This is a genomic window from Nocardia brasiliensis ATCC 700358, from assembly GCF_000250675.2.
GTDB lineage: Bacteria > Actinomycetota > Actinomycetes > Mycobacteriales > Mycobacteriaceae > Nocardia > Nocardia brasiliensis_B.
This window is the reverse complement of the sequence record NC_018681.1, coordinates 945,226-958,355: the sequence shown is the minus strand read 5'-3', so window position 1 is coordinate 958,355 and position 13,130 is coordinate 945,226. Positions and strand designations below refer to the sequence as shown.

13 protein-coding genes are annotated in these 13,130 nt (G+C 67.9%); 5 read left to right on the top strand and 8 right to left on the bottom strand.

Annotated features, from left to right (window positions below; translation table 11 throughout):
- Positions 1–10: 10 nt before the first annotated feature.
- Both rpsJ and O3I_RS04225 read right to left on the bottom strand, forming a co-directional pair.
- Positions 11–316: a 30S ribosomal protein S10 gene (rpsJ, locus tag O3I_RS04230; protein ID WP_003938093.1), complete on the bottom strand. Its 306-nt coding sequence runs from the start codon at positions 314–316 to the stop codon at positions 11–13.
- 514 nt (positions 317–830) lie between these two features.
- Positions 831–1,247, bottom strand: a complete 417-nt coding sequence (locus O3I_RS04225) for a hypothetical protein (protein WP_014981654.1) — start codon at positions 1,245–1,247, stop codon at positions 831–833.
- A gap of 185 nt (positions 1,248–1,432) precedes the next feature.
- On the opposite strand from O3I_RS04225, the gene O3I_RS04220 reads away from it, so the two are divergent.
- The gene (locus tag O3I_RS04220; RefSeq protein WP_014981653.1) at positions 1,433–1,909 is read left to right on the top strand and encodes a hotdog fold domain-containing protein; all 477 of its coding nucleotides are present in this window, start codon (positions 1,433–1,435) and stop codon (positions 1,907–1,909) included.
- A 51-nt stretch (positions 1,910–1,960) separates the two neighbouring features.
- Here the strand turns inward: O3I_RS04220 and O3I_RS04215 are convergent, their stop codons facing one another.
- Both O3I_RS04215 and O3I_RS04210 read right to left on the bottom strand, forming a co-directional pair.
- Positions 1,961–2,896, bottom strand: coding sequence for an esterase/lipase family protein (locus tag O3I_RS04215; RefSeq protein WP_014981652.1), 936 nt, complete (start codon positions 2,894–2,896; stop codon positions 1,961–1,963).
- A gap of 1 nt (position 2,897) precedes the next feature.
- On the bottom strand, positions 2,898–3,902 hold the full coding sequence (locus tag O3I_RS04210) for an alpha/beta hydrolase (RefSeq protein ID WP_014981651.1): 1,005 nt from the start codon (positions 3,900–3,902) through the stop codon (positions 2,898–2,900).
- Between the two features lie 231 nt (positions 3,903–4,133).
- Between O3I_RS04210 and O3I_RS04205 the strand changes: the two genes are divergently transcribed.
- Positions 4,134–5,324, top strand: a complete 1,191-nt coding sequence (locus O3I_RS04205) for a lycopene cyclase family protein (protein WP_014981650.1) — start codon at positions 4,134–4,136, stop codon at positions 5,322–5,324.
- Here the strand turns inward: O3I_RS04205 and O3I_RS04200 are convergent.
- The 3 genes from O3I_RS04200 to O3I_RS04190 are packed head-to-tail and all read right to left on the bottom strand — an operon-like array spanning position 5,294 to position 7,964.
- Positions 5,294–6,163 (bottom strand): ABC transporter permease, encoded by an 870-nt coding sequence (locus tag O3I_RS04200; protein WP_041562411.1) that lies wholly within the window; start codon positions 6,161–6,163, stop codon positions 5,294–5,296. The genes O3I_RS04205 and O3I_RS04200 overlap by 31 nt on opposite strands.
- The gene (locus O3I_RS04195) at positions 6,160–6,942 is read right to left on the bottom strand and encodes an ABC transporter permease (RefSeq protein WP_086006261.1); all 783 of its coding nucleotides are present in this window, start codon (positions 6,940–6,942) and stop codon (positions 6,160–6,162) included. The genes O3I_RS04200 and O3I_RS04195 overlap by 4 nt, the downstream gene beginning before the upstream one ends.
- A 38-nt stretch (positions 6,943–6,980) precedes the next feature.
- Positions 6,981–7,964, bottom strand: coding sequence for a daunorubicin/doxorubicin resistance ABC transporter ATP-binding protein DrrA (locus O3I_RS04190; RefSeq protein ID WP_051066479.1), 984 nt, complete (start codon positions 7,962–7,964; stop codon positions 6,981–6,983).
- A 364-nt stretch (positions 7,965–8,328) separates the two neighbouring features.
- On the opposite strand from O3I_RS04190, the gene O3I_RS04180 reads away from it, so the two are divergent.
- A complete protein-coding gene (locus O3I_RS04180; protein WP_014981646.1) occupies positions 8,329–9,855 on the top strand; it encodes an aldehyde dehydrogenase family protein in 1,527 nt (508 codons plus the stop codon).
- On the opposite strand, the gene O3I_RS04175 is transcribed toward O3I_RS04180, so the two are convergent.
- Positions 9,852–11,072, bottom strand: coding sequence for a TetR/AcrR family transcriptional regulator (locus tag O3I_RS04175; protein WP_014981645.1), 1,221 nt, complete (start codon positions 11,070–11,072; stop codon positions 9,852–9,854). The two genes, O3I_RS04180 and O3I_RS04175, sit on opposite strands and share 4 nt — an antisense overlap.
- A 129-nt stretch (positions 11,073–11,201) precedes the next feature.
- Here O3I_RS04175 and O3I_RS04170 point away from each other — a divergent pair, with 129 nt between their 5' ends.
- Together O3I_RS04170 and O3I_RS04165 are read left to right on the top strand one after the other, a co-directional pair.
- Entirely contained in the window at positions 11,202–12,023 is an 822-nt protein-coding gene (locus O3I_RS04170; protein ID WP_014981644.1) for an enoyl-CoA hydratase, read from the top strand.
- 76 nt (positions 12,024–12,099) lie between these two features.
- Entirely contained in the window at positions 12,100–13,128 is a 1,029-nt protein-coding gene (locus O3I_RS04165; RefSeq protein ID WP_014981643.1) for an SDR family oxidoreductase, read from the top strand.
- Positions 13,129–13,130 lie beyond the last annotated feature (2 nt).

Sequence of the window (13,130 nt, the reverse complement as noted above, 5' to 3'; positions counted from 1 at the left end):
CGAGTCCCCGTCACTGAATGTTGACGTCGACGCTGGCCGGCAGGTCGATGCGCATCAGCGCGTCGACCGTCTTCGGCGTCGGGTCGAGGATGTCGATCAGCCGCTTGTGCGTACGCATCTCGAAGTGCTCGCGCGAGTCCTTGTACTTGTGCGGCGAACGGATGACGCAGTACACGTTCTTCTCGGTCGGCAACGGCACCGGGCCGACGACGCGGGCCCCGGTACGGGTCACCGTCTCCACGATCTTGCGTGCTGACGCGTCGATCGCCTCGTGGTCGTAGGCCTTGAGCCTGATGCGGATCTTCTGTCCCGCCACGCTAAGTGTCCTTTTCTCCGCTTTTACCTTCGTGATCCGGAAGCTGGCTTCCGTACCACCCTCTATTTGCACAGCCCGAACACACGAAGACGTCTCACGTGAGACCGCGATCAAGCACGCATGCTCGATCCTCGCCGCTGTTCATCTGTCATGGTTCTCCGGTCCACGCGGTCGGGCGTGTCGCCCCTCCGCTCATTCCTCGGTCCCGGATCGAACTTCATCTCAGGCCTGGAACAACGTCCCGGACGTACCCACGCCGGTTTCCCAGCGAGGTACACGATTTAGTGCTCACTCGCCTCGCCCGGCCAATCCCGTTTCGCTCGGAAACAGGCACGGCCCGGTGCAAGGCAACCCGAACAGTATGCCCGACGCGCTCAGCGACATCAAATCCGGCCCCCCGCGCAAGCACTTGGACCAGACTACCCCCGGTCAACGGCGTAAAACGCGAAACGGCGGTGCGCAACGCACCGCCGCATCGAGCGCCGGCCGGAGTCCGGCCGGCGAAGACGTCTCCTTAGAGGAACTGCACCACGAGGAAGTTCCGATTGACCTGACTCGGGTAGATGTTGCCCTCATAGAACCGCACCGGATCGACGATGCCGATGCTCACCGTGCCGCCGCGCGCGGCCGCCTCGGCGACGACGTCGGAGAAGTTCGCGTCGATGTCCTCACCGGTGTGCGCACCGGACAGCTGCGACGCCGGGTCCGCGTCGATCAGCCCGCGATCCATCCAGAGGCCGTCGAGCATGCCGGGAATGGGGCTGTTCCGCAGTGCGGCGGTCTCCGCGCCGTTGAGGTCCAGGGCCCCGTAGATACCTGCGCCGGGATCGAACTCCGGCACGATCGCCGCCGCCTCACCCGCGGTGGTCGCACCCAGCACGGCGAGTCCGAGCGCGGTGGCGACACCGGCGACGACAGTACGAATACGCATATTCAAAAACTCCAGTTCACCTGCACACCAACAGAAATGGTGTTGGCCCCCAGTTGCGTGACAGCTCTGCGCAACGCAACAACTTAGCAAGTTGGGCGCTTGTCCGAAAAGTTCGGTATCGCGATTTTGCGCGTGAGTTGCGGCACACTGGACGAGCCGAACTTACTCCGCAGTAAGATGTCCGCATGACGAAAGAGACCGCGACCTACCGCGGCTGGAAGAAGCTGCCGGACAATCGGCTCGGGCACACGCTGTTCTCGCTGGGCATGGTGGCGCGGGTGCCGTACTTCGGCACGGTGCTGCCGAACGTGGTGCGGCTCGAGCCCGGACTGTGCGAGGTGACCTCGCCCAAATGGTTCGGCATCCACAACCATCTCGGCACCTTCCACGCCATCGCGGCGTGCAACCTGGCCGAGGTCGCGATGGGCATGCTGAGCGAGGCGACCGTGCCCGCGACGCATCGCTGGATCCCGAAGGCGATGAACGTGCAGTACCTGGCCAAGGCGGAGACCGGGCTGCGGGCCGTGGCGAAGCTGCCGGAGATCCCCGACTTCGCGACGATCACCGAGGGGCAGAACCTGACCGTCCCGGTGTCGGTCTACGACAAGCACGGCCTCGAAGTCGTGCACGCGGACATCACCACCTGGGTCACCCCGAAGTAGCCGCCGAGTCGCTGCCCGCACCGGCGGCCACCTCCGGCCGCGAACGCCGCCTCAGCAGGGCAGCGCCCGGCCGTCGTCGGCCAGCGCGCCGAGTACCGCGACCGAGGCGCGCGAGTCCGCCAGCATCCCACCGTGATCGGCCTGGTCGGTCGGGCAACCGTCTTGCAGCCAGATATTGCGGTCGGCACCGGCCGGCGCGGCCAGCAGCGCGGTCTCCTGCGGAGTGATCACGGAGTCGGCGCGGGAGGCGATGGCCGTGTACCGCACACCGGGCACGGTCTCGCCCCCCGCGTTCAACCGGTTCAACAGAGGTGACCCGACCACCTGCTGTGTTCCCGGAGCTCCGAAGACCTGGGCCGCGATCTGCGCGTTGCCCAGGCCGATCGAGGCCAGATCGGGGTAGTTCTTCCGGAGCCCGTCCCAGGTCGAGCCCCGATACGGCGTGCCGAGGGTCACCACCTGCTCGACCGCCTCCGGACCGTGCGTGCGCAGATACTGCCGGATCACGGTGCCACCGGTGGAGTGCCCGACCAGCGCGACCTGACGGGCGCCGGTATCGGCGCGCACGGCCTGCACGACATCGCCGAGCTCGTTCGCCATCCGGTCGATATCGGCGACGCCGTAGACGGTGCGGCCGAGGGCCGCGGCCCCGACCGGCCCGATACCCGTTGTGCTGGAACCGGCTTGGCCGCTCACCACATCCCGCAACGCGGGCGCGGCACCGATGTTCGCCGCGTACACGCAATACCCTTCCGACCGCAGCAGCGGCGCGAGCAGCGCGTAACTGCGCACCGCGTCGGTGCCGGAACCGTGCACCAGCACCACCGGCTGCGGCCGGGCCTGCGATGGCCGGCAGGCCGCCTCGTTGGCCCCGCCGACCGCGGGAAACAGCGGTGCGGCCGACGCGGCCGGGGCGGCGAGCAACGTCGTGCAGGCAGCCGTGAACATCAGGCCGGCGATCCGCACGGCCTGTCTGCGAAACCACATGTCAAATTCCCAACGGAGCGGCCAGAGTCGGCCAGGAGTTCTTGAACGCTTCTTCCCAATAGCCCCAGGAATGGGTGCCGTCCGGGTGGATGTCATAGGTCGCCGGAATGCCCAAGGAATTCAGGCGGGTCTGCATATTGCGCGAGCAATAGTTGGTCGCCGCCTCGATGGCGCCGCCCTTGATGAGTTGCGCCGCGAAACCGTCGACACCGGGCAACGAATACTTGCCGTTCAGCTCGTCGTATTTGCCGGGAATGCCGCCGCCGCTGGAAATGTAGATGGATTTCCCGCGCAACCCTTCGGCCTGGACGTACGGATCATTCGCCGCCCACCGCGGATCTCCGGGCGGCCCATACATATTCGCCATGGTCGCCCACCCCCACGTCTCGACCGTGAGATGGACGAACTGCTGACCGACCGGATCGCTGATCTGCGCGCAACCGCTGTAGGCGGCGACACTGGCGTACAGGTCCCCGGTGGTCGCGGCGAGCGCGAGCGTGGTGGTGCCCGCCATGGAGAATCCGGCCAGCGCGTTGCGGCCACTGCTCGCGAAGTACCGGTCCGCGATCAGCGGAAGTTCCCGGGTCAGGAACGTCTTCCACTTCTGTTTGCCGAGCCGCTTGTCGTCGGTCACCCAGTCCGCGTAGTAGCTGAACTGTCCGCCGATCGGCGAGACCACGTTGACGTTCTTGGGCGAAAGGAACTCCATCACATCGGTTTCCGTCGCCCAGGTGACGCCGTCGTCACCGCCGCCTGCACCCTGCAGCAGATAGAGAACGGGACGCGGCACGCTGGTGTCGAACGCGCGCTGCATATCGACCTGGATATCGCGATCCATTGCCGCGGAATGAATTGTCAAAGTTGCCTTGCGCGCATCGTGCTGCTGCACCGCGACAATCGAGGATTCCGTGGGCTCGGCCTGTGCCCGGCCCGGAATTACCGCTGTGGCGACCGCTCCGACCGTGACCGCGAGCACACCAAGCCAGCGGACGTAGCTGCCTCTCATGATTCCCCTTCTCCAGAGCACGACACCGCCCGTGCTCCCGAGTCAGGCTAGCTTGCGGCACAACCACTTTCACGCCTCGAGTTGCTGGGACACCAATTCTGGGGGCAGGTCCGGAATGCAATTTCGAACCGCTTTATTTCACGTCGGCGACTTACCGCGAGACCCGAATTCCGGGGCCCCGCCGGGCGGGGGCAGTTGCGTCGGTGTGGCCGCAACGGATTGAATGCCTGTATGGGTGTCAGCGCGGTCGGAGATGTCGACGTTTGCGTGGTCGGGCTCGGCCCGACCGGCCGGGCACTGGCGCACCGGGCGATGCGCGCCGGGCTGCGCGTGACCGCCGTGGATCCGCGCCCGGATCGGCTCTGGCCGCCCACCTTTTCCTGCTGGGTCGACGAACTACCGCAGTGGCTGCCGGCGAGCGCCGTCGCCAGCCGGATTCCCACGCCGACCGTCTGGACGACGACCGAACTCCGGATCGACCGCCCCTACTGCGTGCTGTCCAAGACCGGATTGCGCGACGCGCTCCCCCTCGACGACGCCACCGTGCTCGCGGACCGCGCCACCAGCGTCGACGCCCACCGCGTCGAGCTGGCCGGGGGCACGACGATCACCGCCGCAACGGTTTTCGACACCCGCGGCCTGCCCACGCTCGGGCAACGCCGGGCTGCCAGCGCCCACGGCATCTTCGTCGCCGCGGAAACGGCCGCGCCGATGGTCGCCGACCAGGAGGGACTCCTGCTGGACTGGCGGCCGGAGAACGGCGCGGGACCCGACGAGCCGCCGTCGTTCCTCTACGCGGTGCCGCTCGGCGACGGCACGGTGATCTTCGAGGAGACCAGCCTGGGCCTGCGCGGCGGCATGCCGCAGCACGAACTACGCAGGCGCACGCTCAATCGCCTTGCCGCGCACGGCATCCGGCTCACCGGCGACGAGCCGCACGAGGCCGCGCACTATCCGCTCGATCAGCCGCCGCCGAAGCGGGGCACGGCCGTGGCGGTGCCGTTCGGCTCGCGCGGCGGCATGATGCACCCGTGCACCGGCTACAGCGTCGCCGACTCGCTGGCCCTGGTCGACACCGCGGTCGCCGCCGTGCAGGCCGGACGTGACCCGGTGGCCGAATTGTGGCCGCGCCGAGCGCGATTGGTGTACTGGATGCGGATGCGCGGCCTGTACGGCCTGGGCCGGTTGACCACCGAACAGTCCATCGCGATGTTCGACGCGTTCTTCAGCGCCTCCCCGCGCGGACAGCGCGCGCTGCTGTCCGCGCACGACGACTACACCGCGCTCGGCGCGGTGCTGTTCAACACCGTCGCGCACACCTGGCCGTTCCGCTGGCGTTACGACCTGGTGGGCTGGACCCACCGCAACCGCTGGCTCGGCTACGACTTCGATCAGGCGCCGGTCTCGGCGGCCCGGCGGTAGCCGCGGATCGCGGGGTAGGTGAACACCACGATCACGCCCAGGGTCCACAGCAGCGTCTTCAGCAGCGGCTCGGCGACCGGTCCGCCATAGGACAGCCCGCGCATCGCGTCGATCGCACAGCTCATCGGCTGGTTCTGCACCGTGGCCTGCAACCACTTCGGATAGGCGAAGGCCGGCGCGAAACCGGTGTTGAAGAACATCAGCAGGGTGTTGATGATGCCGATGACGTTCACCAGCATCACCCCCTCGGTGATGGTCGCCAACGCGGTGACGAGCACCGCGAACGCGACGCCGAACAGCACCGGAATGCCGATCAGCGCGAGACCCGCGAGCGGCCCGTTGAGGAAGCGGAACCCGAGCAGCAGGCCGACCACGATCACGAACAACGTGGTGACGAGCACGCGCACCGCTTCGGCCAGCAGTCGCCCGGTCAGCCCGGCGGCCCGGTGGATCGGCATGGTCCAGAACCGGCCCAGCAGGCCGGTCATCTTCTCGCTCTTGAAACCCAGCGCACTCACGACCGCGCCGGACATGGCGGCGACCAGCGTCAGCAACGACACCTGGGCGTAGATGCTCGGCTGACCGGTGTAGCCGGTGATCGAGCGGCCGAGCACGATCTGGAACATCCACAGCGTCAGCGCCGGATACACCAGGGTCTGGATCGTGGTCGCGGGGTCGCGCGCCCACACCAGCAGCAGACGTTTGCACTGGATCAGGCTGTGCGTGGCCCAATTGGCCAGCGCACTCTCGGGTTTCGCCGTCACCTCGGGCAACGGCGTGTTCCACGCGAGATGCTCGGTGTCGGCCGGCGCCATGGTCGCCTCCGCTGAACTGGTCATGATCGCCTCACACTCGCCCAGATCGCCAAGGGGGTGAACACCAGCGCGAGCCCGCTCACCCACACCAACGGCACCCACAACACCTGCCAGGTCACCCCGTCGGCCGCCATGTCGCGCAGGGCGAAGGAGAACTGGGAGACCGGCTGATTACGCACGAACCCGCGAATCCATTCGGGGAACTGCCCTTCCGGGACGAACCCGCAGGACAGCATGCCGAAGATCAACGTGGGCAGGGTCAAGGCCTGGCTCAGCGATTCCGGGCTCTTGGTCAGACTGCCGAGCGCGTCCGCGCCGAGCGCCAGCGTGGTACCGACCGCCAGCGAGAACGCACAGAACAACACGGCCTGGCCGAAGCCCGCGACGAACCGGAAACCGATCAGGTAGCCGAACAGGATTGCCGCCGCGAGCGAGGTGACCGAGCGCACCAGCCCGGCCGCGATCCGCGCGGACAGCGGGACCAGCATGCCGATCGGCATGGTCTGCATCCGGGTGCTCAAGCCGGTGAGCGCCTCGAAGGCGGACAGCTGGGCGTTCGACATCATGGTGAACGCCATCGTCTGCAACACGATGATCGGCATGACGTACTGCGCGTAGTCGATGCCGTGGAACTTCATCACGAAGCGCAGCGGCAGATAGAAGCCGAGGGTGAATACCAGCGGCGTCACCACCGCGACGATCAGTTCGCCTTTGGTGGCCATGGTCCGGACGATGCGGCCGGTCAGCGCGCGCCATTGGGCGAACGAGGACAGCTTGGCCTCGGGTAGGTCCGCGAACAGCATGGCCGCGTCGGCGCCGGGCGCCGTAGCGGTGGCAGTGCTCACGACTTGCCGCCCGTGTGCCCGGTGATGGACAGGAAGACATCGTCGAGCGAGGGCCGGCGCAGCGCGATATCGGCCAGCGGGATGCCCGCGCTGTCCAGCCGGCGCAGCGCCTCGGTGAGGGTGGCCGCGCCGTCGCGCGCCGGGATGGAGAGCCGATCGCTGCCGTTGAGGTCGGCGAGCACCGCGGCGGGCACCAGATCGCCGAGCGCGTCCGCGGTCAGTTGCAGTTTGGTCGGATCCAGCGGAACCACCTCGCAGTAGCTGCCGCCGGTCTTCTCCTTGAGCTCGTCGGCGGTGCCCTCGGCGATCACCGTGCCCTTGTCGATGACGATGATGTTGTCGCTGAGCACATCCGCTTCCTCGAGGTACTGCGTGGTGAGCAACACCGTGATGCCCTGGGCCTTGAGCGCGTTGACCAGATCCCACACGCCTTGGCGGCTGCGCGGATCGAGACCGGTGGTCGGCTCGTCGAGGAACACCACCTCGGGTCGCACCACCAGACCGCAGGCGATATCCACCCGGCGGCGCATACCGCCGGAGTAGTGGCGCACCGCCCGCCGACCCGCGCCGACCAGATCGAATTCCTCGAGCAAGGTGTCCGCCCGCTTGCGCGCGACGGACTTGCTCAGTCCCATCAGCCTGCCGAACAGTTCCAGGTTCTCCCGGCCGGACAGGTTCTCGTCGAGGGCGGCGTACTGGCCGGTCATCATGATCGAGCGCCGCACCCCGGCCGGGTCCTTCAGCACGTCGTGCCCGGCGACCACCGCGGTGCCGGAGTCCGGGCGCAGCAGGGTGGACAGGATCTTCACCATCGTCGTCTTGCCCGCACCGTTCGGGCCGAGGATGCCGAGCACCGAGGCCCGCTCGGCGACGAAGCTGACGCCCTGCAGTGCATGCACGTCGCCGAACGACTTCCGGACATCCGCCACACGGACCGCTGGCTCATTCGCACGCAGATCTGCTTGGTTCAAGCTCGGCATCAACTCTCCACTATCGGCAATTGCGGCGATTCTCGGTCGCCGGAGCGCGCGCGTATACGTCCCGAATGGTGATCCGTAGCGCTGGGCGTGATGTTACCGGTCTGTGGGGTTCCGGCCGGGCCACCCGCGCAGTACCCAACTGGACCCCGAGCTAATTGTGTCCTTACTCACATTTACCGATCTCGATCCGGCATCGGGCGAATCGGCGCTGGTGGACGTGGTCAAGGGCAGCGCGGTGGCGACGGAGGAGCCTTTACGGTCCGTCGCGGCGACCATAGTCTGCTATTCGGGGGAACACTCACTCGTCCGCGGCGGCCGCCGGTAACCGGTCCGTTCGCCGATTTCGATACTGCGAGAGGTGATCATGGCCGAGTCCGCGCAGCCCCGGGTGGCAGCGCAGCCGGGAGGATCGGGCCGACCGAACGTGCTGACGTCCTACGACCCGCGCACCGGCGAAATCGTCGGGAACTACGCCATCATGGGCGCGGGTGAAATCAACCGAACGGTACGAGGCGCGCGCTCGGCCGAAAAATGGTGGGCCGAACTGGGATTCAGCGGACGCAAGCGCTGGCTGCTGGATTGGAAACACGATATCGCGCGCCGCGCAGGCGAATTGGTCGAGATCCTGTCCGAGGAAACCGGAAAACCGGAGGCGGACGCGGCGATCGAGGTGATGCTGGCGGTCGAGAACCTGGACTGGGCGGCGCGCAACGCCGGCCGCGCGCTCGGCAGGCACAAGCTCGGGTCCAGCTGGCTGAGCCGCAACCAGCGCGCCTCGGTGGGCTATCTGCCGCTCGGCGTGATCGGCGTGCTCGGACCCTGGCACAACCCGGTGTTCACACCCATGGGTTCGATCGCCTACGCGATGGCCGCGGGCAATACGGTGGTGTTCAAGCCGCATGAGCTGACCACCGGGGTCGGCGTCTGGCTGGCCGACAGCTGGTCCAGGCTGGCGCCGAATCAGCCGGTGCTGCAAGTGGTTACCGGCGAAACCGGGACCGGTAACGCGCTGTGCCGGGCCAAGGTGGACAAGATCGCCTATGCCGGTTCGGAATCCGGCGCGCGCGAGGTGATCGCGCTGTGCACCCAGACGATGACACCGGTGGTGGTCGAGCGCAGCGGCAAGGGCAGCATGGTCGTGCACGTCGACGCGAAGCTCGACGATGCCGCGGAGGCAGCGGTTTTCGGCGCGATGGCCAACGCGGGACAGAACGCCACCGGCATCCAGCGCGCCTACGTGGCCGAGTCGGTGTACGAACCGTTCCTGGAACTCGTTGCCGCCCAGGCGCGCAAGCTCCGCCCCGGGGCGGACAAGCGTGCGTCCTACGGCCCGATGATCCTGGAGTCACAGGTCGAGGTGGTGCGCAAGCAGATTCGCGACGCGCTCGCCCGCGGCGGCCGCGCCGTGGTCGGCGGCCTCGATTCGATTCGCGAGCCCTACATCGAGCCGGTGGTACTCGCCGAGGTCCCGGAGGACAGCACGGCGATCACCGGTGAGGGCATCGGCCCCGTGCTGATCGTGAACAAGGTGACCAGCATGGACGACGCCGCCCAGCGCATCAACGCGGTCGGCACCGATGTCGCGGTCTCGGTGTTCACCAGGGACGTGCACGAGATCGAGCAATTCGCCGAACAGCTCCGGGTGGGCGTGGTCACCATCAATTCCTCGTCGGCCTACGCCGGCATTCCCGCGCTCCCGTTCGGCGGCGTCGGCGAATACGGGCAGGGCCACAGCCACGGCGATCAGGGCCTCCGCGAGTTCAGCCACACCCTGGCCATCGCCCGCAAGCGCTACAAGGCGCCGGTCGACCTGTCCACCTTCGACCGTCATCCGCGCCATCTGCGGTTGGCCAGAGCCATCTTCCGGCTGCGGCACGGCAGACGCAGCTAGGCCGCAGGCCCTAGCAGCACCGCTTCCATGAGCGCGGTGACGCGGGCGAGCTGCGTTGGGCGCGAATCGAATCGGATCAACCGGCCGACATCGATCACCTGGCCGATCGCGGCGTGCACCCGGAACCGCGCCTCGGTCGGGTCACCGTCGAGCAGATTGGCCCACTCCAGCACGTTCTGGCGTTGGATGGCCCGGAGTTTGTGCTGTTCGGCCGGGGGCAGGTTGCTGAACTCGGCGTAGTAGACCGGCATGATCTCCGGCATCTGGAACGTGAGCTTGGCCTGCCGTTCGGCGATCCGGCGGACGGCGTCGGCCCGGCTGGTCGCCTCGGCGAGCGCCTCGGTGATCGCGAGTGCCACTCGGTCGCCGGTCCGATAGAAGGCGGCGGCAAGCAAGTCGGACTTGCTGGCGAAGTAGCGGTACACGCTCGACGCGTTGATGCCGACGGCCGCGCCGATCTCCTCGATGCTCGCCTCGTGGTAGCCCTGGCGACCGAAGATCCGAATCGCCTCGGTGAGCAGCTGTTCGCGTTTCGACGAGACCGGCAGGCCACGGGTGACCGGGCCCGGCTCCGGCTCCGGCGGCGCGGGCGGCAGGTCGGCGCGCAGGATCGCCCACGCCATATCGCGCAGCAGCGGCAGCAGCCTGGCGCCGGACAGCGCGCTGCGATGCGCGGAAATACTGGCGATCGCGCTGAGCACCGCGGCGGCCAGCATCGCGACGTCGGCGGGCGGACTTTCCGGACGCAGTTGCTCGATAGGTGCGGCGAGGGTGGCGTTCAGGTCGTCGTAGATCTCGCGGATCCGGATCCGGTCCTCGCGTTCCAGGTAGCGCCGCTCCCAGCGGTACAGCCCGGCCTCGCGGCGGATCTCGATGGTGTGCTCGCTGATCGCCCTGATCAGCGCGTCCAGCCGGGCGGCGGGTTCGAGTTGCGGATCGTCGGCGGCCCGGGCGACGGTGAGCAGGTGCCGCGCGCCTTCTTCCGCGGCCGCGACGAGCAGCGCGTATTTGTTCGTGAAGTGCCGATACAGCGCGGGACCGGAGATGCCGACCTCGGCGGCGATCTCGTCCACGCCGACCGGGTAGTACCCGCGGTCGCTGAACGCGCGCGCGGCGGCCCGGATGATCTGTACCTTGCGATCCTTGGGCCTGCGGCGCACGGGTCCGGCATCAGGGCGCGCGGAAGCGAGGCCGACCTCGCTACGTTCCGCGACCATGCACCTCTCCGTTCTGCTCGGCGGCGCTGGTTGACAGCGCCCGACGATGGAACCTAAGTTAACCACAATTCGCAAAGTTAACCAGTATTCATGGCACGATAGCCGCAGAGTTGCAGCGTAGGAGCGAACATGAGCAATACAGATTCCGCGGATGTGACCGCATCTTCCGGGCCTGCCGCGGGTTTCTCGGCGGTGCGGGACGGCAAGGTCCTCCGGGTGACCCTCACCAAGCCGAAGCGCAAGAACGCGGTGGATTACGACACCATGGTCGCGCTCGGCGACACCATCGCCGCCGCGGCCACCGACCGCTCCGTGCGGGTGATCGTGCTGACCGGCGAGGGCAGCGATTTCTGCACCGGCGCCGACCTGTCCACCTCGGTAGCCGAGGCGCAGCGCGGCATCACCCCCGAGATGACGATGGACGCGGCCAACCGGCTGGTGAAGTCGATCGTCGACGCGCCGATTCCGGTGGTGGTCCGGGTGAAGGGCGCGGCCGCGGGGGTCGGCGTCGGCATCGCGCTGGCCGCTGATCTGATCTACGCCAGCGAGGAGGCCTACCTCCTGCTGGCGTTCATCAACATCGGGCTGATGCCCGACGGCGGCGCGGCCGCGATGATCGCGGCCGCCGCGGGCCGCACCCTGGCCGCGGAGATGGCACTGCTCGGCGAGCGGCTGCCCGCGCCCGCGGCCAAAGCGGCGGGGCTGTTCACCGCGGTGGTCCCCGAGGCCGAACTCGACGCGAAGGTGGAGGCCGCGGTCGCCAAGCTCGCCGCGGGCCCACGCCGCGCCCTCGAGCTCACCAAGCAGGCGTTGAACCAGGCGACGCTTACTTCCCTCGACGCCGCCTTGGCCGCCGAAAAGTCCGGGCAGAGCGAACTTTTGACATCCCCGGACTTCGCCGAGGGCGCCACCGCCATGCTGACCAAGCGCAAGGCCGTCTTCGCGGACTGATCGGGCGCGCATCGCCGTCGGCGCACCGGGTCTGGGCTGCAGACGCGACGCGGCCGATGAGCTATGTTGATCGGCTATGGGCTACCTGGTTACCGGGGCAACTGGGTTCATCGGTCGTTTTCTCATCCCCGAGCTGCTGAAACACGAGGGCGACATCCATGTGCTGGTGCGGCCGGGCGTCGAGTCCGCCGACCGGTTCAGCTGCTGCGCCCGGGAATGGGACGGCGGCGATCGGGTGCAGGCGGTGCGCGGCGACCTCGGCGCCCCGGGGCTGGGCATCGACCCGGCCTGGCTGGCCGCCCACCGCGGCACGATCGATCATGTCTTCCATCTGGCGTCCAGTTACGACACGGCCGAGCGCGGCGACGGCACAAAGCATCTGGTCGACGTCGCGGAAAGCTTGAAAGCCGGTCTGCTGCATCACGTCTCGACGGTGGATATCGCCGGTACCGCGACCGGCCGGTTCACCGAGGACATGTTCGACGAAGGCCAGCAGCTCACCACGCCGGCCCAGCGCGCCAAATTCGAAGCCGAGCGGATCGTGCGCACGTCGGCACTGCCCTGGCGGATCTATCGTCCATCGATCGTCATCGGCCACTCCCGCACCGGCGAGATCGATCGGATCGACGGCCCGTACTACTTCTTCCGGCTGCTCCGGATGGGCGCGCAGCTGCCGCGCATCCTGCCGGTGCTGGTGCCCAAACTCGGCGAAACCAACATGGTCCCGGTCGATTTCGTGGCCCGCGCGCTGGATCACCTCGCGCACCGGGCGGGCCCGAACGAGCAGACCTATCACCTGATCGACCCCCGCAGGCAGGGCGTGGCCGAGGCGCTCAACCTGTTCGCCGACGAAGCGGGTGCGCCGCACCTGGTCGAGGTGATGCCGAAACGGGCACTGGACATGGCCTTACAGGTACCCGGCGCGAGCTGGCTGCTCCCCCGCGTCGGGGTGCCCCGAGAGGTGTTGGAGCACAGCGAGTTCAGCTGCTGGTTCGATTGCCGCAACACCACCGCGGCCTTGGCGGGCACCGATATCAAGGTCCCGCCGCTGGCCGGCTACGCCCCGCTCATCTGGCGGTACTGGATCGAGAACTGGGTGGTCTGAAC

What these genes read in the sequence shown, in the direction of transcription:
- O3I_RS04225 (WP_014981654.1), bottom strand. Translation starts at nt 1,247, where the DNA reads ATGCGTATTCGTACTGTCGTCGCCGGTGTCGCCACCGCGCTCGGACTC.
- O3I_RS04220 (WP_014981653.1), top strand. Translation starts at nt 1,433, where the DNA reads ATGACGAAAGAGACCGCGACCTACCGCGGCTGGAAGAAGCTGCCGGAC.
- O3I_RS04215 (WP_014981652.1), bottom strand. Translation starts at nt 2,896, where the DNA reads ATGTGGTTTCGCAGACAGGCCGTGCGGATCGCCGGCCTGATGTTCACG.
- O3I_RS04210 (WP_014981651.1), bottom strand. Translation starts at nt 3,902, where the DNA reads ATGAGAGGCAGCTACGTCCGCTGGCTTGGTGTGCTCGCGGTCACGGTC.
- O3I_RS04205 (WP_014981650.1), top strand. Translation starts at nt 4,134, where the DNA reads ATGGGTGTCAGCGCGGTCGGAGATGTCGACGTTTGCGTGGTCGGGCTC.
- O3I_RS04200 (WP_041562411.1), bottom strand. Translation starts at nt 6,163, where the DNA reads ATGACCAGTTCAGCGGAGGCGACCATGGCGCCGGCCGACACCGAGCAT.
- O3I_RS04195 (WP_086006261.1), bottom strand. Translation starts at nt 6,942, where the DNA reads ATGCTGTTCGCGGACCTACCCGAGGCCAAGCTGTCCTCGTTCGCCCAA.
- O3I_RS04190 (WP_051066479.1), bottom strand. Translation starts at nt 7,964, where the DNA reads ATGCCGAGCTTGAACCAAGCAGATCTGCGTGCGAATGAGCCAGCGGTC.
- O3I_RS04180 (WP_014981646.1), top strand. Translation starts at nt 8,329, where the DNA reads ATGGCCGAGTCCGCGCAGCCCCGGGTGGCAGCGCAGCCGGGAGGATCG.
- O3I_RS04175 (WP_014981645.1), bottom strand. Translation starts at nt 11,072, where the DNA reads ATGGTCGCGGAACGTAGCGAGGTCGGCCTCGCTTCCGCGCGCCCTGAT.
- O3I_RS04170 (WP_014981644.1), top strand. Translation starts at nt 11,202, where the DNA reads ATGAGCAATACAGATTCCGCGGATGTGACCGCATCTTCCGGGCCTGCC.
- O3I_RS04165 (WP_014981643.1), top strand. Translation starts at nt 12,100, where the DNA reads ATGGGCTACCTGGTTACCGGGGCAACTGGGTTCATCGGTCGTTTTCTC.